Source organism: Streptomyces sp. NPDC050534, assembly GCF_044457745.1.
Taxonomy (GTDB): Bacteria; Actinomycetota; Actinomycetes; order Streptomycetales; family Streptomycetaceae; genus Streptomyces.
The window spans coordinates 1145542-1164371 of sequence record NZ_JBITHF010000001.1; the positions used below are offsets into that span (position 1 = coordinate 1145542).

The 18830-nt window shown below is 72.1% G+C and carries 12 protein-coding genes; 5 read left to right on the forward strand and 7 right to left on the reverse strand.

The features are described from left to right. Positions 1 to 156: 156 nt before the first annotated feature. The 6 genes from ACIBN2_RS05345 to ACIBN2_RS05370 all read right to left on the reverse strand — a co-directional run bounded on the left by ACIBN2_RS05345 (position 157) and on the right by ACIBN2_RS05370 (position 6965). Entirely contained in the window at positions 157 to 1116 is a 960-nt protein-coding gene (locus tag ACIBN2_RS05345) for a threonine/serine dehydratase (protein WP_399132789.1), read from the reverse strand. A 125-nt stretch (positions 1117 to 1241) separates the two neighbouring features. Continuing rightward, entirely contained in the window at positions 1242 to 2279 is a 1038-nt protein-coding gene (locus ACIBN2_RS05350; RefSeq protein WP_399132790.1) for a polyprenyl synthetase family protein, read from the reverse strand. Next, positions 2276 to 3316 (reverse strand): tetratricopeptide repeat protein, encoded by a 1041-nt coding sequence (locus ACIBN2_RS05355; RefSeq protein ID WP_399132791.1) that lies wholly within the window; start codon positions 3314 to 3316, stop codon positions 2276 to 2278. The genes ACIBN2_RS05350 and ACIBN2_RS05355 overlap by 4 nt, the downstream gene beginning before the upstream one ends. 196 nt (positions 3317 to 3512) lie before the next feature. Next, complete coding sequence (locus tag ACIBN2_RS05360; RefSeq protein WP_399132792.1) at positions 3513 to 4190, reverse strand: AIM24 family protein; 678 nt, start codon at positions 4188 to 4190, stop codon at positions 3513 to 3515. A 74-nt stretch (positions 4191 to 4264) separates the two neighbouring features. Next, positions 4265 to 5680, reverse strand: a complete 1416-nt coding sequence (locus ACIBN2_RS05365; RefSeq protein ID WP_399132793.1) for a CAP domain-containing protein — start codon at positions 5678 to 5680, stop codon at positions 4265 to 4267. 79 nt (positions 5681 to 5759) lie between these two features. Beyond that, positions 5760 to 6965, reverse strand: a complete 1206-nt coding sequence (locus ACIBN2_RS05370) for a serine hydrolase domain-containing protein (protein ID WP_399132794.1) — start codon at positions 6963 to 6965, stop codon at positions 5760 to 5762. Positions 6966 to 7220: 255 nt separating this feature from the next. On the opposite strand from ACIBN2_RS05370, the gene ACIBN2_RS05375 reads away from it, so the two are divergent. The 5 genes from ACIBN2_RS05375 (at position 7221) to ACIBN2_RS05395 (ending at position 15873) form a co-directional block, all read left to right on the forward strand. After that, on the forward strand, positions 7221 to 9020 hold the full coding sequence (locus tag ACIBN2_RS05375) for a M4 family metallopeptidase (protein WP_399132795.1): 1800 nt from the start codon (positions 7221 to 7223) through the stop codon (positions 9018 to 9020). 188 nt (positions 9021 to 9208) lie between these two features. Further along, entirely contained in the window at positions 9209 to 10396 is a 1188-nt protein-coding gene (locus tag ACIBN2_RS05380; RefSeq protein WP_399132796.1) for an ROK family protein, read from the forward strand. A gap of 25 nt (positions 10397 to 10421) precedes the next feature. Next, positions 10422 to 12254 (forward strand): alpha-galactosidase D, encoded by a 1833-nt coding sequence (locus ACIBN2_RS05385; RefSeq protein ID WP_399132797.1) that lies wholly within the window; start codon positions 10422 to 10424, stop codon positions 12252 to 12254. A 20-nt stretch (positions 12255 to 12274) separates the two neighbouring features. Beyond that, positions 12275 to 14641, forward strand: coding sequence for a glycosyl hydrolase family 95 catalytic domain-containing protein (locus ACIBN2_RS05390; RefSeq protein ID WP_399132799.1), 2367 nt, complete (start codon positions 12275 to 12277; stop codon positions 14639 to 14641). Further along, positions 14638 to 15873 (forward strand): SGNH/GDSL hydrolase family protein, encoded by a 1236-nt coding sequence (locus ACIBN2_RS05395; RefSeq protein WP_399132800.1) that lies wholly within the window; start codon positions 14638 to 14640, stop codon positions 15871 to 15873. Before ACIBN2_RS05390 ends, ACIBN2_RS05395 begins: the two co-directional genes overlap by 4 nt. Before the next feature lie 2 nt (positions 15874 to 15875). On the opposite strand, the gene ACIBN2_RS05400 is transcribed toward ACIBN2_RS05395, so the two are convergent. Next, the gene (locus ACIBN2_RS05400; RefSeq protein WP_399132801.1) at positions 15876 to 18830 is read right to left on the reverse strand and encodes an AAA family ATPase; all 2955 of its coding nucleotides are present in this window, start codon (positions 18828 to 18830) and stop codon (positions 15876 to 15878) included.

Sequence of the window (18830 nt, forward strand, 5' to 3'; positions counted from 1 at the left end):
ACAGAGGTACGGGGGGTACGGTGGGATGTGTTCAAAGGATCCGCAAATCAATGGCACCCGTGCCCATTTGTTCATGCGCCGTCGGGTGAATTCGGTGAAGTCACCTTTGGCTGACCGGAATTCAAACGGCCGCATTCCGCGGACGGCCGCACGAAATCAACGCAACCCGAAGCGCTCCGCCCAGCCCATGACGTCACCGGTCGTCGCGTTGCCCCCGCACACGACCAGCCCGAGCCGCACGTCCTCGCCGACCCGGTCCAGGACCTGCCGGGCCGCCGGCAGCAGACAGCCGGCCGCGGGCTCGGCCCAGACCTTGGCGTGGTCGGCCAGGTCGAGCGTGCCCCGCACCGCCTCCCGGTCCGGCACCACGAGCACCTCGTGGACCAGCGCGGACACATGGTCGTACGTCAACTGCGACGCGGCGGGTGCGCAGAGCGTGGACACGATGGACGACAGATCGACCGGTACCGGGCCGCCCGCCGCGAGCGCCTCCGACATGGCCTGGGCGCCCTCGGTCTCCACGCCCCAGATCCGCACGTCCGGCCGCAGCGCCCGCAGCGCCGCCGCGACACCGGCGATGAGGCCCCCGCCGCCGATGCTGACGAGGACGTCGGTGAGCTCGCCCGCGTCGGCGGCGAACTCCAGGCCGACGGTGCCCTGCGCGGCGATGACCAGCGGGTCGTCGAAGGGGTGGACCAGCGTCAGCCCCTCGTCCTGCAACCGCGTCATGAGCGCGAACGCCCCGGCCATGTCGTCCGTCACCCGCACCGACGCACCGGCGGCCTCCGCGATCTCGACGGCACGCGCGGGTGCCGAGCGCGGCATGACCACCGTGGCCTTCACATGGAGGGCGGCGGCCATGACCGCGAGGGCGATCCCGTGGTTGCCGCCGCTGACCGCCACGACGCCCGCGGCCCGCTCCCTGTCGCTCAGCGAGAGCAGCTTCGCCGTCGCCCCGCGCGCCTTGAACGAGCCGGTGCGCTGGAGCAGTTCGAGCTTGACGGTGACCGGGGCGCCGAGCAGCGTGGTCAGGCCCGGGCTCGGCAGCGTCGGCGTCCGCACGACATGCCCGGCGATGATCTCGGCCGCGGCTTCGACTTCGGAGATCCCGATCAAGACACTCACCCTTTCGGCGCGGGTGACGGTCCGCACCGCTTCGCACCCTTACGCGGGAGAGCGCCCAGGTCAAACTGTTTCGGACGGCGGGGCGGGGGAGCACGGTCCGGATCCGCCCCCGCCCGTCACAGGTCCCGCCGCACCAGGTACTCCAGAAGTGCCCGCAGCTCGTCCACCGCCCGCGTCTCCAGGGCGACTTCGGCGAGCGCCGCCTCCACCGCGGCGAGGTGGCGCCGTGCCTCGGCCATGGCCGCCGACCGGCCTCCCACGGTCTCGATCAGGGCGGCCGCCTCCTCGGGGTCCTCGCCGGTCTCCAGGAGCGCGGCGAGCCGCCGGGTGGCGCGACTGCCGGCGTCGAGGGCGGCCAGCACCGGGTACGTCTTCTTCCGCTCGCGCAGATCGCCGTGCACGGGCTTGCCGGTCACCGCGGGGTCGCCCCAGATGCCCAGGACGTCGTCGACGACCTGGAAGGCGATCCCGAGGTGGCGCCCCGCGCGGTCGAGGGCGCCGACGACCGAGGGCGTCGTGCCGCCGAGCAGGGCGCCGAGCGCGGCGGCGCAGCCGAGCAGCGCGCCCGTCTTGTGCTCGGCCATCACCCGGTACTCCTCCGGCCGCACCCGCCGCGGTCCCGTCCACGGGCGGGCGGCGAACAGCAGGTCGTCGGCCTGGCCGCGCACCAGGTCGCCCAGCGCGACCGACAGCACCCGCACGGCCTGCGGCCCGCCCGGCCCGGTGGCGAGGGTCTCGACGGCCAGCGCGAACAGCGCGTCGCCCGCGAGGACCGCGGGCCCGGTGCCGTAGGCCTTCCAGACGGTGGGGCGGCGGCGCCGCGACGCGTCCCCGTCCATGATGTCGTCGTGGAGGAGCGAGAAGGTGTGCACCAGCTCCACCGCCACCGCCGCGGGCACCCCGGCCCGCCCGGGCGCGCCCGCGGCCTCCGCCCCGAGCACGGCCAGTGCCTGCCGTACGCCCTTCCCGCCCGACGCGACGGCCGGCGTACCGCCCACCTCGCACCAGCCGAAGGAGTAGGCGGCCATCTCGCCCACCCACGGGTGCATCCGTGCGACGGCCTCCGTCAGCGCGGGCCGCACCAACTCGCGGCAGCGGGCGAGCACGTGAGAGGCATCGGCCGGCGCCCGCAGCGCCGAGGGAAGCGCCGTCACCGTGCCACCTCCGCGACGAGACCGAACTCCTCCTGCGCACGGGCCACCATCTCCCGCGCGTGCCGCAGCCCGATACGCTCCAACTCGCCCGCCAGTGCGGTGAATTCGGCCGCGGTCTCGGCGCGGTCGCGGCCCAGCCGGGCCAGCGACTTGGCCAGCCCGAGCCGGGCCAGCGCCTCCCCGCGCGGCTCGCTCATCGCACGGAACTCCGCGAGCGCCTGCTCGTACAGGCCGCGGGCCTCGGCATAACGCCCCGCGCGGTACAGGACGTTGCCGCGCATCTTGTGGTTGTAGGCCAGCGCGCTGGACAGCTTCATCGCCCGGCAGCTCGTCTCCGCCTCGGACAGCAGCCCGAGCGCCCGCTCGGCGTCCCCGTCCCGCACGGACACGATGTCGGCGAGTCCGCGCAGCGCCCAGGCGTGCCCCCGCCGGTCCTCGGCCCGTGCGGCTATCTCGGCCGCCTCCTCGAACAGGGCGAACGCGGTGTCGTACGCGCCGGTGTTGCGATGGATCTGCGCGATGCCCTCCAGCGCCCACACCGTGTGCCGCGCCTCGCCGCGCCGCCGGGCCTCGGCCAGCAGCTGCTCGTGCAGCTTGCGGACGGCCTCGTAGTCGCCCTGGATCCGGCCGGTCTCGGCGAGTCCCGCGAGCGAGTAGCCGCGCACGACGACGTCGCCGCCCCGCTCGCCGAGTTCGGCCGCGAGCCCCAGCAGCCGCCAGGCCAGCGGGAAGGAGCCCCGCTGCCGGGCCAGGGTGCCGCCGCTCCACAGCGCCCACGCCATCGCCGCCGTGTCCCCGGCCTCCCGGGCCGCGCGGTAGCTCGCCTTCCATGCCTGCTCGGCCTCCCCGACCTGCCCCAGCCTGCGGTGCGCCTCGGCGACCGCGAGCCCGGAGCGGGCCGCCTCCCCGTGCCGTCCGGCCCGCTCCGCCGCTCTCAACTCCTGTGTGCCGGCCGCCAGTACGTCCGTCAGCGAGGAGTTCACGGAGAGTGTGGTGAGCGCGCCCTGGTACTCCGGGGCGAATGCCTTGCCGTACATGGATCCCTTTCGGTCCGTATGCATGCCGTGTATACGCTCGATGTATAGGTGATGGGTATACATCCTTTGTATACGCAGTGTGTATAGTGCGTCGAAAATGCGCCCCGGCCCGGAGGGCCAGGGCATCACCCGTTGCGGATCAAGACGTCATGGCCGCCACAGAGGTTGCTCCTGAGGCGCAGATCACTTCCTGGTGTCAGTGCTGCTGGGCCCGCTGCGGCGTCGCCTCGCTCGGCCGTACGACGACGTAGCCCTCGCCCTGGAGCATCAGCTGCACGGCCTCGCCGGAGCCGCCGCGCAGCATCGATCCGATGGACTGCGAACGGTGCAGCGAGGTCTGCAGACCGGCGGTCCAGCCGACCACGGCGTCCGTGTCGACGTAGACCGGGAACTGTGCCGAGACCGGGATCACCAGCGGGTTGCCCTCGCACACCAGGCCCAGCCTGCCGTGCCCGGTGAAGACGCTGTTGAACAGGCCGCCGCCGGTGATGCCCGCGCCCTTCACCGTCGAGATCCGGTACGACAACGAGGCGTCGAAACAAAGGACGTTGCGGCCGTTGACGGTGAACTCGTCGCCGGGGTCGACCTCGACGATGAAACAGTTCTGCGCCTCGTGCGCGAACCAGGCCTCGCCCTGTCCGCGCACCGCCATCAGCGGCAGCCCCTCCCCGGTCATCGCGCGCTTGAGCATGCCGCCCATGCCCTGGCCCTTGCGCTCGAACTGGAGGTTGCCGCGGTAGGCGACCATCGCGCCCTGGCGGGCGAGCATCTCGCCGTTCACCGCGTACTTGATGCACTTGGCGTTCTCGACGGTCATGCCCGCTTCGGTGGCCGGCTGGACCATGTGGTCGCTGGAAAACAGGGAACCCTTCATGCGGGCATCCTGTCCCGGACGATTGCGTTCCGCCAAGATCGCGGGTCAAGCGATCTCCGCGCGGTTGCGGACGGTCAGGCGCCGAACAACTGGGTCCAGTACGTGCCTGCCGCGCCGCCGCCCGCGAGACCGATCCCTATGTGCGTGAAGTCGGGTTTGAGAATGTTGGCCCGGTGGCCGGGACTGTTCATCCATCCGTCGACCACCTCGGCGGGGGAGCGCTGGCCGCAGGCGATGTTCTCGCCGATCGAGTGCCGGCGGGCACCCGCGGCCGCGGCCCGGTCCCAGGGCCGGCTGCCGTCCGGCGAGGTGTGCGAGTAGAAGGCGCGCGCCACCATGTCCGCGCTGTGCGCCTGCGCGGCGGTGGTCAGCAGGGCGTCCGCGGCCAGCGCGGGCAGACCGGCCCTGGCGCGCTCCCGGTTGGTCAGGTCGACGACCTCGGCCGCCGTCCGCGCCAGGTCGCCCGGCGTGAACGGCCTCGCCCACAGCGCGGTCCAGTACATGTCCCCGAAGCGGCCGTCACCCACGTACCCCAGGCCCGCGTGCGTATAGGCCGGGTCGCGGAGCGTGCGGCTCGCCTTCTCGTCGCCCAGGCAGTACGCGACGAAGTCGGCGGGCGTGTGCGGGCCGGAGACCAGGTGCTCGCCGACCGTGAGATACGCGTATCCGGTGGCTGTCAGGCGCTGGTAGACGGAGACACCGTCCGCGCCCTCCACGCCGAGCTGCCCCGCGGCGGCCATGGCGGAGGCGTGCGCCCGGGCCGCGGACGCCAGACGCGTGTCGAGCGAGACGGGCGGTGAACCGGCTCTGGTGCGGGCGGAGTTGACCAGAGCGAGGAAGCCGTCGGGGTCGGGGGCGGGTGCCGTGCCGGAGGGGTGGAGGTCGACGAGGGTCGGCGTGGGGAAGACGGTTCGGCTCGTGGGCGCCCGGGGAGCCGGCGAGGCAGGCGCGTGGGCGGGCGGCGGACCGGGCACGTGCGCATCCGGCGTCGGCGTCGCCCCGGCAGCCGTGTCGTCGATGACGTCCACGCCGAAGTCCCTTGCCAGACCGGCGAGTCCGTCGGCGTACCCCTGTCCGAGGGCCCTCAGCTTCCAGCCGCCGGCGCGCCGGTAGATCTCCGCGAGCAGCAGCACCGTCTCCTGCCGCGGGCGCGGTGGGGCGAACCGGGCCAGGAGGCGGCCGCCCGGAGCCGAGACCTGAAAGGTGGGGGAGGGGAGCCGGCCCAGGGGAGTGCCGGGGTCGGCCGGGCTGACGACGACCGTGACTTTCGTAGCCCCGGGGCGGAGTCTCGGCGGGTCGACGGTGAGCGTGTCACCGTCCAGCCGGGCACCCGGGGCGGACGGCTGGTTGTAGAACACGAAGTCGGCGTCGCCCCGCACCTTGCCGCCGTCGTCCGTGATGAGCGCGGACACGTCGAAGGGGCCGGGCACCCGGACGGTCACGGCGCCGTCCGGAAGGGGCATGTTGCCCCCGGGGGCCAACTCGCTCATCGCGCCGCCCTGGTGTCGTCGTCCCACCTCGGTGGGCTCGTCCGGACAACGTCCGCCAGGGCGGCCGGGTTCCCGCCGGTCAGTTCCGGGCGAGTCGAGGCGCGACGGCCTCCTGGCGTTCGTCGGCGGCCGCGGTGGGCCGCACGTCCTTCGCCTTCTTGCCGCAGAACGCGGACTCCAGCGTGCCCAGCATCGTGTTGAGCACGCGGCCGTTGTTGGACACGTTGGCGAGCGCCGAGAGACTGCGCCTGCCGTCCTTCGTGGCGAACGCGTACGTGTAGTAGCCCTGGACGGCGCCCGTGTGCCCGTAGACCGAGACGCCGCACGACAGGTGGCGGCTGCGCAGTCCGAGCCCGTAGGACTGGCTGCCGTTGACGGGCACCATGCGCTCCATCTCCTTCAGCTGCGCGGGCGACATCAGCCGGCCGCCGAGCAGGGCGGAGAGGAACGTGTTCAGGTCCCGCGTGCTGGAGATGACCGCGCCCGCGCTCTGCGCCCAGGACGCCGTCTGCTCGGTCGCGTCGACCAGGGGTGCGCCAGCCTTGTCCGGGGTGAGGTAGCCGTCGGCGTGGCGGCCGGGGATCTTCTTGTCCGGGTGGACGTAGAAGGTGTCGCGCAGTTTCAGCGGCTTGATGATGCGGCTCTGGTACTCCGTCTTCACGGAGTGGCCGGTCAGCTTCTCGATGAGCATGCCGGCGACGACGAAGTTGGTGTTGGAGTACGCGTACGCGGCGCCCGGAGCGTTGGTGCGCTTGTGCCGCAGCGAACGGTCCACCAGCTGGCGGTAGGTGAAGACCTGGGAGCGTACCGCCTCGAAGCCGGGGACCGCGTTCGCGAACATGTCGTTGGAGTAGTCGTACAGGCCGCTGCGGTGGCCCAGCAGCTGGCGCACGGTGATCTTGGAGTCGGGCAGCAGGCCCGGCAGATAGTGGTCGACCGAGGTGTCGAGCCTGAGCCTTCCCTCGTCGGCCAGCTGCATCAGCACCACGGCGGAGAAGGTCTTGGTGACGCTGCCGATGCGGAACCGGTCGGCGTTGCTGATGGTCCGTCCGCTCTTGCGGTCGGCGACGCCCGCGGCGGCCCAGGCGACCGAGCCGTGGTCGTCGATCCGGGCGATCGCACCGGGTGCGCCCTGTTTGAGCGCGGTGCGCAGCACGTCTCTGAGGCCGTTCAGGTCGGGCTTCGGCATCGTCCCGGCCGGCGCGGCGTGCGCGGGGGCTGCGAGGAGGGAGAGCACGACCGTTCCGAGCAGCGCGCTCTTGGATGCGAGATGGGTCACATTCATGCGAGGCAACTTTCTTCCGTCCCGTCACATCTCCACGATCGACGCACGGTTGGTCACTCACTGATCACCGAGCGGCATGGATTTGCGAAGTATTGCCATGTATCGCACGGAAACTGGCTTTTTAGTCTTTACATGGACATGACGCGTCCGAAAGGGTTTCGACCGGGGGCCCGACCAGCCCCCATGGCGCTCAACGGCGCCATGCGTCAGGGCGGTTGGCGAACCCGGCCGCCTTGCAAGGAAGGACCCTCAACTGTGCGTAGGCCGCACATACGCAACGTGGCGGTCGCCGTCGCCGTGACGACGGCCGCCACGAGCCTTGCGGGCACCGCTTTCGCGGGCCCCGCCACGGGGACGAGCCATGCCGCCACCGCCGACGCCTCCGCCGCGTCCGTGGTGTCCGCAGCGAGAGCCGCCGCCGTCGCCCACTCCTCGGCGACCGGCGTCGCCCAGGGTGACGAACTGCAGGCCGAGGACGTCATGATCGACCCGGAGGGCGCCCGGCACGTCCGGTTCACCCGCACCCACCAGGGCATGCCGGTCCTCGGCGGCGACCTCGTCGTCCACCTCACCGGGAAGCTGGCGTACGCGGGTGTCACCCGGGCCGCCGGCCACGCCGTGCAGCCCACCGCCGCCACCTCCGCCAAGCTGTCGGCGGACCAGGCCCAGCAGAAGGCGGCCACGGCCGCCAAGGGCGACGCCGGTACCGCCGAACTCGTCGTGGACGCCCGGGACGGCGGGTCCGCGCTCGCCTACCAGGTGCGCGTGAGCGACAGCGGTACAGCCGAGAGCGGCGGCTCCAGCACTGTCGTCATCGACGCCGTCACCGGCAAGGTGCGCAGCAACACGCCCGACAGCGACGCGTTCATGTCGCCGGGACTGCTCGACAAATTGCGCAAGCACGGCGAGAAGCTCGACCCCGCCGTCGGCGCCGGCTCGCAGGCCGCCGGAGCTCTGGCGTCGTCGTCGGCCTCCGCCGCCGCCCGCTACCCGTCGACGGCCCACGGCACCGGCAAGTCCCTCTTCGTCGGCCAGATACCGCTGACCACGACCCGGACGGCGCGCACCAGTTACCTCCTCAAGGACCCCACCCACTGGGGCACCGAGACCCGGGACGCCAAGGGCCAGGAGCTGGAGAGCTTCGGCCGCGGCAAGAAGATATCCACCGCCAACGACGTCTTCGGCAACGGCGCCACCACCAGCAGGAACAGTGCCGCCGCCGACGCCCAGTACGGCGTCACCAAGACCCTGGACTTCTACAAGAAGACCTTCGGGCGCAAGGGCATCGAGAACAACGGCAAGGGCGCCCACGCCATGGTCCACTTCGGCAAGAAGGTGGCCAACGCGTTCTGGGACTCCACCTGCGACTGCATGCTCTACGGCGACGGCGACGGCGACATGTTCAAGAAGCCGCTCGTCGTCCTCGACGTCACCGGCCACGAACTCACCCACGGCGTCGTGGACGCCACCGCCAAGCTGGAGCCCACCCGCGTCGACGCGCAGGGCAACCAGTACGGCGAACCGGGCGCGCTCAACGAGTCGCTGGCGGACATCTTCGGCTCCAACGTCGAGTTCGCCACCAACAACGCCAAGGACAAGCCGGACTACCTCATCGGCGAGAAGCTCGGCCTGGACCAGAAGTTCCTGCGCCGTCTCGACCACCCGTCGCTGGACAAGCTCGAGGGCACGATCGACTACTGGTCGCCCCAGGTCTACGACGCCGAGGTGCACGCCGGCTCCGGTGTCTCCTCGCACGCGTACTACCTGCTCGCCGAGGGCAGCGGCCAGAAGACGATCGGCGGGGTCAAGTACGACTCGCCGACCTTCGACGGCTCCACGGTGAAGGGCATCGGCCGCACCAAGGCCACCGCCATCTTCTACCGCGCCCTGACCCGCTACATGGTCTCCACGACCGACTTCCACGGCGCGCGCGTCGCGACGCTGAAGGCGGCCAAGGACCTCTACGGCCAGAACAGCACCGAGTACAAGACGGTCGACCTGGCCTGGTCCGCGGTCGACGTGACCGCCGCCAACACCCCGGCCGCGCACCACTGACCGGACGGCAGCCGACTCCTGCGGCACGGTGTGCTCCGTGCCGCAGGAGGGCTGGTGGGACCGCTGTTCACGTGCCGCGCAAGGCAGTTGACGGCACGGGAAGGCCACCGGAACCTCACAGGCAGCCTTCAGGCGATTCCTGTCTCTTTTATTGACAGCGGAAATTAAGGGCCCTAGGTTCCCGAGCCATGCGCTCGATCCCGCCTGCCGAGACGTTCCCGGCGCACACGCCGGCCGCCTCGCAGATCTTCACCACGGTCCTGTCCCAGGGCCCGCTGACCCGGCTGGAGGCCGCCCGGCGGGCCGGGTTGTCGGCGGCCGCCGTCACCAAGGCGGTCCGCCCGCTGCTGGCGGCCGGCTACCTGGTGGAGACCGCCGACGAGGAGGCGCCCCCGGCCCTCGGGCGGCCCGCGAACCTGGTCCAAGTGGACGGCGGCCGGGCCCTGTTCATCGGTGTCAAGGTCACCGCGACCGAGCTCATCGGCGTGCTGACCGACCTGCGCTGCCGCATCCGCCTCGCCCGGCGCACCCCCTTGACGGACCGCCAGGACACCTCCGTGCTGGCCTCGTTGACGGACCTTGTGCACGAACTGCACACCGGTGCCGAGGAGTTCGGCGCACCGGTCCTCGGTCTCGGAATCGCCGTCTCCGGCGACGTCGACCGCGCCGAAGGGGCCGTACGCTATTCGCCCTTCCTCGGCTGGCGGGACGTCTCCCTCGCCGAACTCGCCGCCAAGTCGACCGGGTTGCCGGTCACCGTCGACAACGACGTCCGCGCCCTGACCGTCGCCGAGCAGTGGTTCGGGGCCGGCGTGGGCCTGTCCGACTTCGCCGTGGTGACCGTCGGCGCGGGCATCGGCTGCGGACTGGTGGTGCACGGCCGCGTGGTCGCCGGTGCGCACGGCGTGGCCGGCGAGATCGGCCATGTCACCGTCGACCCGGCCGGACCGCCCTGCCACTGCGGCAACCGCGGTTGCGTGGAGGCGATCGCGGGGGACGCCGCGATCGTCCGCCGGATCCGCGAGACCACGGGGGCCGAGGTCGCCGGCACCGCCGAGGCCGCGGCGCTGGCCCACCGGGGAGTCGCCGGAGCCCGCGAGGCGTACGCCAGGGCGGGTGAGGCGATCGGCCGCGGCATCGCCACCGTGGCCAACCTGTTCGGCCCGCAACGCGTGATCATCTCCGGCGAGGGCCTCGCCGCCTACGACCTGTTCGCCGAGCAGATCCGCGACTCCTTCGCGGCGTCCGCCTTCGGCTCCGCCGCCCACTGTGACGTCCAGACCCGCCCGCTCGCCTTCGAGGAGTGGGCACGCGGGGCCGCCGCCACCGCGATCCAGTCCTTCATCACCCCCGACGACCCGCCCCCGAGCCGCTGAACCGACTCCCCTGGAGGTACGACCCATGCGGTCATCCTCGTACTCCGTCATGCCCGCACGCACCCTGAGAGCCGTTGTGGTCCTGGCTCTCGCCGCCGGTGCCGTGGCCGCCGTCCCCACGGCCCACGCCGAGAACGCCGCTTCCTCGGCGCGCACCGCGACGACCACGCCCACGGCACCCGCCGTCGCGGCCAAGCCCTATATGGGCTGGTCGAGTTGGAGCATGCAGTCGTCCAAGTACCCCGGCCTCAACCCGGACGGCGACTACAGCTACCTCACCGAGGCCAACGTCACCAAGCAGACGGACGCCCTGGCCGCCAAGCTGAAGAAGTACGGCTACGAGTACGTCAACATCGACGCCGGCTGGTGGCGCGACAACGGCTGGAAGCCCGAATACGACGAGTACGGCCGCCAGAAGGCCGACCCGAAGCGCTTCCCCGACGGCATGAAGGCCGTCGCCGACCGCATCCACGCCAAGGGCCTCAAGGCCGGCATCTACCTGCCCGCCGGTCTGGAGAAGGAGGCGTACAACGACGGCAAGTCGCCGATCTGGAACGCGGACGGCTGCACCACCGCCGACATCGTCTACGGCGACCTGCGCACCACCAACGGCTGGGACAGCTCCTACAAGCTCGACTTCTCCCGCCCCTGCACGCAGAAGTACATAGATTCCCAGGCGCAGTTGATAGCCGGCTGGGGCTACGACTTCCTCAAGCTCGACGGCGTCGGCCCCGGCTCCGGAAAGAGCGGTGACCAGTACGACAACGTTGCCGACGTGGCCGCCTGGAACAAGGCGATCGCCGCCACCGGCCGCCCGATCCACCTGGAACTGTCCTGGTCCCTGGACATCGGCCACGCCGCCGACTGGAAGAAGTACTCCAACGGCTGGCGCATCGACACCGACGTCGAGTGCTACTGCAACACCCTCGTCAGCTGGGAGAACTCCGTCGACGACCGCTGGGACGACACCCCCGGCTGGACCCGGCACGCAGGCCCCGGCGGCTGGAACGACCTCGACTCCCTCGACGTCGGCAACGGAGAGATGGACGGCCTGACGAAGGCCGAGCGGCAGAGCTACGCCACCCTGTGGGCCATCGCCAAGTCCCCCCTCTTCACCGGCGACGACCTCACCCGCCTCGACTCCTACGGCCTGTCCCTCCTCACCAACAAGGAGGTCATCGCCGTCAACCAGGGCGACACCCCGCCCGCACGCCCGATCACGCCCTCGGACGCGCAGCAGGTGTGGGCCGCGAAGAACCCCGACGGCGGCTACACCGTCGCCCTGTTCAACCTCGCCGACAAGCCCGCCGCCGTCTCCGCCTCCTGGGCCTCCCTCGGCTTCACCGGCAAGGCCGCCGTGCGCGACCTGTGGAACCACGAGAGCCTCGGCACCCTCAAGGACAAGGTCACCGAGGCGCTGCCCGCCCACGGCTCGCGCCTGTTCACCGTCACCCCGCGCGGCCAGGCCCTCGCGTTCACGGGTTACGAGGCCGAGTCCCCGGCCAACACCCTCGCGGGCAACGCCTCCGTCGCCGACTGCGCCGCCTGCTCCGGAGCCAAGAAGGTCGGCAACCTCTACCTCGGCGGCAAGCTCACCTTCAACGACATCGCCGTTCCCAAGGCCGGCACCTACCAGGTGAAGATCGCCTACGTCAGCGGCGACGCCCGCTCCGTGGCCGTCTCGGCCGACGGCGGTGGCGGGGCGAACCACAAGTTCCCCTCGACCGGTGACTGGGGGACCGTGGAGACGGTGAGCATTCCGCTGACCCTCAAGGCCGGCTCCAACACGATCACCTTCGACAGCGGCAACGGCTACGCGCCGGACATCGACCGGATCGACGTACCGAAGTCCTCCTGACCCCCTTCGTAGGAGCCGCCATGAACACCGATCCGTCCCACCTGCTGCCCAGACGCGACCTGCTCGCCCTCGCCACGACCGCCGGCGTCGCGCTGGCCGGCCTCCCCGCCTTCACGGCCCACGCCGCACCGGAGCGCCCCGGCAACCCGGCCTCGAACGAGAGCAGTTCACGCGACACGCTCTGGTGGCAGGCGCCCGCCGACGGCAACTCCATGATCGAACAGGGGCTCCCCGTCGGCAACGGCCGCCTCGGCGCCCTCGCGAGCAACGACTCCGGACGCGAGCTGCTGCTCATCACCGACGCCACCATGTGGACCGGCGGCCTAAACGACGAGTTGGACGCGGACGGCCAATTCCCCTACGGCCGCGACGACTTCGGGTCCTTCACGCTGCTGGGCCGGCTGACGGTGGACATCCCCGACCACGACCTCGGTGCCGTCTCCGGCTACCGCCGCACCCTCGACCTCGCGCGAGGCGTGGTGACCACCTCGTACGTCCGCTCAGGCGCGACGTACGAGCGGCAGATCTTCGCCAGCCGCCCCGACGACGTGATCGTCCTGCACTTCACGCAGAGCGGCGGCGGCCACTACACCGGGACCGTCACGCTGGAGGGCATGCACGGTGAGGGCGCCGCGACCGCGTTCGGTGCCGCGCTGCCCAACGGGCTGAAGTACGGAGCCGCCGTCACCGCCCACGGCACGGGCGGCCGCTTGACGGTCGCCGGCTCGCAGATCAGCTTCGCCGGCTGCAAGGACCTCACCGTGGTGGTGAGCGGCGGCACCAACTACGCGCCGGACGCGGCCAAGGGCTTCCGCGATCCCTCGCTCGACCCCCGGCAGCTGGCGCGCACGAAGGTCCGCGACGCCGCCGCCCACTCGGCGGACACCCTGCTGCGCACCCATGTCGCCGACCACCGCGCCCTGTTCGGGCAGTTCGGCATCGAGCTCGGCACGTCGTCCGCCGGACAGCGTGCCCTGGACACCTGGGAGCGGATCAGGTCACGCACGGAGACGGGAGATCCCGACCCCGAACTCGAGGCCGCCTACGTTCAGTTCGGCCGCTACCTCATGATCTCCGGCTCGCGCGGCAGCCTGCCGCTCGGCCTCCAGGGGCTCTGGCTCGACGGCAACGACCCGGCCTGGATGGGCGACTACCACACCGACATCAACATCCAGATGAACTACTGGATGGCCGACCGGGCCGGCCTGCCCTCCTGCTTCGACGCGCTCACCGACTACTGCGTGGCCCAGCTCCCGTCCTGGACCGACCTGACCCGCCGCCTGTTCAACGACTCCCGCAACCGCTACCGCAACTCCAGCGGCAGGAACGCCGGCTGGACCCTCGCCATCTCCACCAACCCCTATGGCGGAGGCGGCTGGTGGTGGCACCCCGCGGGCAACGCCTGGCTGTGCAACACCTTGTGGGAGCACTACGAGTACACGCAGTCACGAGCCCATCTGAAGAGGATCTACCCCCTCCTCAAGGGCGCCTGCGAGTTCTGGGAGGCGCGGCTGCTCACCACCACCCTCCCGGGCACCTCCCGCGAGGTCCTGATCGCCGACAGCGACTGGTCGCCGGAACAGGGCCCGCTCGACGCCAAGGGCATCACCTACGCCCAGGAACTCGTGTGGGCGCTGTTCGGCCACTTCTGCACTGCGGCAGCAGAGCTGAAATGTGACAATAGGTACGCGGCGACGGTTTCCGGCCTCCGCAAGCGGTTGTACCTTCCGCAGGTGAGCCCGAAGACCGGCTGGCTGGAGGAGTGGATGAGCCCCGACAACCTCGGTGAGACCACCCACCGTCACCTCTCGCCCCTGGTAGGGCTCTTCCCGGGAGACCGCATCCGCCCCGACGGCTCCACCCCGGACGACATCGTGGCCGGCGCCACCTCACTGCTCACCGCGCGCGGCATGAACAGCTTCGGCTGGGCCAACGCCTGGCGCAGCCTGTGCTGGGCCCGCCTCAAGGACGCCGACAAGGCCTACCAGCTCATCGTGAACAACCTGCGCCCCTCGTCCGACGGGAGCAACGGCACCGCCCCCAACCTGTTCGACATCTACGAACTGGGACCGGGCGACGGCGTCTTCCAGATCGACGCCAACTTCGGCACACCGGCGGCCGTGACCGAGATGCTCCTGTACTCGCGCCCGGGCCACATCGAACTCCTGCCGGCGCTGCCCGGCGCCTGGGCGGCGTCGGGCTCGGTGCGGGGCGTCGGGGCCCGCGGCGGCTTCGTCGTCGACCTGAGCTGGCGGGACGGGAAGCCCACCGAGGCGCGTATCCGCAGCGTGGGCGGCCGCACCACGACCGTCGCCCACGGCGGCACCTCGAGATCCGTGACCTTGGAAACCGGCGGCTCCGTCACGCTGAGGGACTTCGCCCGGTGACGGCCCGAATCGCCCGTGCCGGCCGCCTCGGCGCCCTCCTGCTGCTGGCCGGCGCCGTCCAGGCCACCCCGGTGCACGCGTCCGCCGATCAGCCCAGGTTCGTGGTGACCGGTGCGCCCGTGGACCGGCGTGACGTCGTCACCTGGGCCGCGAGCGCCGACCGCATGGGCGAGGCGGTCGCCGGCCGCGCCTACCGCCTCGTCGTGCACACCAGCGCGGCGGGCAGGGACATGCGGATCCGGCTCTCCAACGCCTTCGGGGACCGGCCGGTGACCTTCGACAGCGTCTACGCGGGCGTACAGAAGCAGGGCGCCGAACTGGTCCACGGCAGCAACCGCCCACTGACCTTCGACGGCGCCCGCTCCGTCACCGTCCCCGCGGGCGGCGCCACCCTGAGCGACCCCCTGCCCGGCCGGCTCCCCGCCGCGACCAACCTCGTCGTCAGCATCCACTCACCCGACGCGGCGGGACCCGCGACCGGACACTGGATGGCCATGCAGACGTCGTACGCCGCCCAGGGCGACCACACCGCGGAGGAGGGCGGCGAACCCTGGACGGAGGTGCTCGGCTCCTGGTTCTACCTGGACGCCGTCTCCGTGCGCACGCTCGCGGGCACCGGAGCCGTCGCCACCCTCGGAGACTCCATCACCGACGGCTGGGCGTCCTCCAGCGACCTCAACCGCCGCTGGCCCGACTACCTCGCCCGCCGGCTCCAGGCTGCCGACACCGATGTGCAGGGCGTGGCGAACGAGGGGATCTCCGGCAACAAGGTCCTGGCGGACGGCGGCGGTCCGAGCGCACTGAAACGCCTCCAGCGCGACGTGCTGTCCCAGCCGGGCGTGCGTACCGTCTTCCTCTTCGAGGGGGTCAACGACATCAAGGCCCACCCCGGGGCCACCGCCCAGGACCTGATCGCCGGCTACCGGCAGATCGCCGAGCGGGTCCACGCGGCCGGCAAGTGCGTCGTCGCCGCCACCGTCGGCCCGTACAAGGGCTGGTCGGAATGGGACGCGGCCGGCGAGAAGGTACGCCAGGACGTGAACCAATTCATCCGCACCAGCGCGGACTTCGACGCCGTCACCGACCTCGATCACATCCTGCGCAGCCCCTACGACCCCGAGCGCATGCTGCCCGCCCTGGACAGCGGCGACCATCTGCACCCCGACGACAAGGGCATGCAGGCGATGGCCGACGCCGTCGACCTCAAGAGTCTCGACTGCGCCGGACGCTGAGGTCAGCCCGAAGTCGTCGGCTCCGGTGCGATCAGCCCCTGCCGGTAGGCGATGGCCACCGCCTCCGTACGGCTGGCGGCGCCCAGCTTGCCCAGGATGTTGGAGACGTGGACGCTGGCCGTCTTGCCCGAGATGAACAGCTCCTCGCCGATCTGCCGGTTGCTGCGGCCGCGCGCGAGCAGCCGGAGCACATCCTGCTCGCGGGCGGTCAGCGGTGAGGGGCGCCCCCGGTCCGGCGAGGCGTCGGCGAGGCGGCCGCGGCGTATCAGACCGTCGATCCGCTCCAGGAGGGGAGTCGCGCCGAGCCGCTCGGCCACCGCTCTCGCCTCGCGCGCCTGGACGGCCGCCTCCTCGCGCCGCTCGGCCACCAACAGAGCCTCGGCGAACCGCGCCTGGCTCCGCACGTGCTCGTACACATCGCCGTAGCCGAACGCGGCCACCGCCTTCTCCCAGGCCGCCGCGTCCGGCCCGGACACCGCGCGCAGCCACTCCGCCTCGGCGCGGGCCAGCCAGGCCAGTCCCTCGGGGCCCTGCGGGGTGCCGTCGTCATCGCGCAGGGCCGTCTCCCGGGCCAGCTCTACCAGTTCGTCCGCGGTGTCCTTCCAGCGGCCGGGCTCGCCGCCGGCCGCCCGCAGCTCCACGGCCGCGTCGGCGACCGCCGACAGGGCGAGCGCCGCCAGCCGGACCGAGAGGTCGGGCCGGTGGCCCGCGTCGTCGGTCAGGGCGTCCACCGTGGCCCGCGTCCGTTCCACGGCCGCCTCCGGCTCACCCCGCAGCACGGCGGCCTCGGTCAGCGCGATGCCCGCGATCAGCGTGGCCATCCAGTCGAAGGGACCGTCCAGCAGGTGCCGCGCCCGCTCGACGGCGCGCAGGTCGCCGCGGGCCAGTGCCACGTACAGTGCGGGCCCCATGGTGTATCCGCCCGCGGTGGGCAGCACGGCCTCGTCGGCCGCCGCGGCCCGCGCGCACTCGTCCCAGCGGCCCAGCGTGTACAGCACCAGGAGATGCAGATAGCGCATCTCCAGCGGATACGGCGACGACAGCAGCCCGGCGCGGCGGGCGCGGTCCAGGCCCTCGGTCACCCAGGGCAGACAGCCCTCGAGATCGCCGGCCTCGAAGGAGCCGACGGCGAGGTTGAACAGGGCGCGCATCTCCACCGGTGCGTTCCCCGCCTGTCTCGCCAGCTCCCGGGCCTCCCTCAGCCGCTCCTGGCCCCGGGCGCCGCGCCGGCCGCCGCTCTCCAGGATGGCCAGGGAGATCAGGAGATCGGCCTGCGCGTCCGTGACCCGCAACCGCTCGGCGACACGCAGGGCCTGCTGGGCGACCCGGCGTGCCGTCTCGTTCTCCCCGATGTGGCGGGCCGCGAGGACATGGGTGGCCGCCGCCCACACCCATGTCCGGGTCGGCGGATCGGCGGGGATCATCGCGAGCGCCTCGCTGCTGTAGGCGAACGCGGCCGTCAGGCTGTCGACGCTCATGAGGTTGCCGGCCAGGGTGTACCGGACGCGGGCCGCGAGCTCGGAGTCGGTGTCCTGGCCGGTGCTCGCGAGGGCGGACCGGGTCAGGGACACCGCCCGGTGCGACTCACCGGCATGCGCGGCCGCCGCCGACGCGCGCAGCGTGAGCGTCACCCGGTCGGTGCCGTCGCCCGAGGGCCGCGCCGCCGGATCCACCGACGCCCACAGGTCGAGCGCGGTCTCCAGGTGCCGCAGCTCCTCGGCGGGCGCGCCCACCCGCTGGGCGTAGTCGGCCGCCTCCAGGGATGCGGCGAGCGCCTCGGGCAGGTCGTGGCTCTCGCGGTAGTGGTGGGCGCGCTCGGCCGCGCTCTCGGCGGAACGGCCGCGCTCGGCGAGCAGCCGGGCGAACGCGCCGTGCAACCGGGCCCGCTCGCCCGGCAGCAGGTCCGCGTACACCGCCTCCCTGGCCAGGGCGTGCCTGAAGGCGTACGTGTCCCCGCTTCCGGGGACGAGGAGCTGGCGGCCGATCGCCTCGCGCAGCGCCGATTCCAGCTCGTCCTCCGGGAGGCGGACCGCGTCCCGCAGCAGGTCGTGCTCCACGCGCCGCCCGGCGACCGCCGCCGTACGCAGCACCTGCTGCGCCGTCTCGGACAACTGCTCCACGCGGATGAGCAGTACGTCGGCCAGCCCGCTGGGCACGCCGCCCGCGGCCGGGTCGGTGGCGGCGAGCAACTCCTCGGCGTAGAAGGCGTTGCCCTCGGCGCGCTCGACGATGCGCCGGACCGTGAGGTCCGGCAGCGGGCGGTCCTGGAGGGCCCGCACCAGCCGGGTGACCTCCGGATCGGCCAGCGGCCGCAGTTCGAGCCGCTCCACGGCGGGCAGACGCACCAGCTCGGCCAGCAGCGGGCGCAGCGGATGACGGCGGTGCAGGTCGTCCGCGCGGTAGGAGGCGAGGACGGCCAGACGGTGGGTGGGGGCGCCGCCCGCAGGCCGCTGGAGGACGCCGCGGCTGAGCAGGAAGCGCAGCAGGTCCCGGGAGGACTGGTCGGCCCAGTGCAGGTCCTCGAGGACCAGCAGCAGCGGTGCGGTGTCCGCGACGTCGGCCAGCAGCCCGGCCATGCCCTCGAAGAGCCGCAACCGTCCGCCCGGGTCCCGCGCGGCGTCCGTCCCCGAGCCGAGCAGCCGGTCCACCACGGGGTGTGCGGCCAGCACCGGGGCGAACCGCTCGTCGCCCATCAGCAGACCGAGGATCTCGGTGAACGGCAGATACGGCAGGCCCACGTCCCCGAGGTCGACGCAGTGCCCGGTCAGCACGGTCATGCCGGCGTCCGCGGCCCGCCCGGCCACCTCGTCCAGCAGGCGCGTCTTGCCCACCCCCGCGTCCCCCGCCACCAGCACGGCTCCCGCCTCGCCGCCGCGGGCACGCTCCAGGACGTCGGCAAGGCGGGCGAGGTCCTCGCGGCGGCCGACCAGAGGGCTGGTGAAGGGAGTTTCGGACAC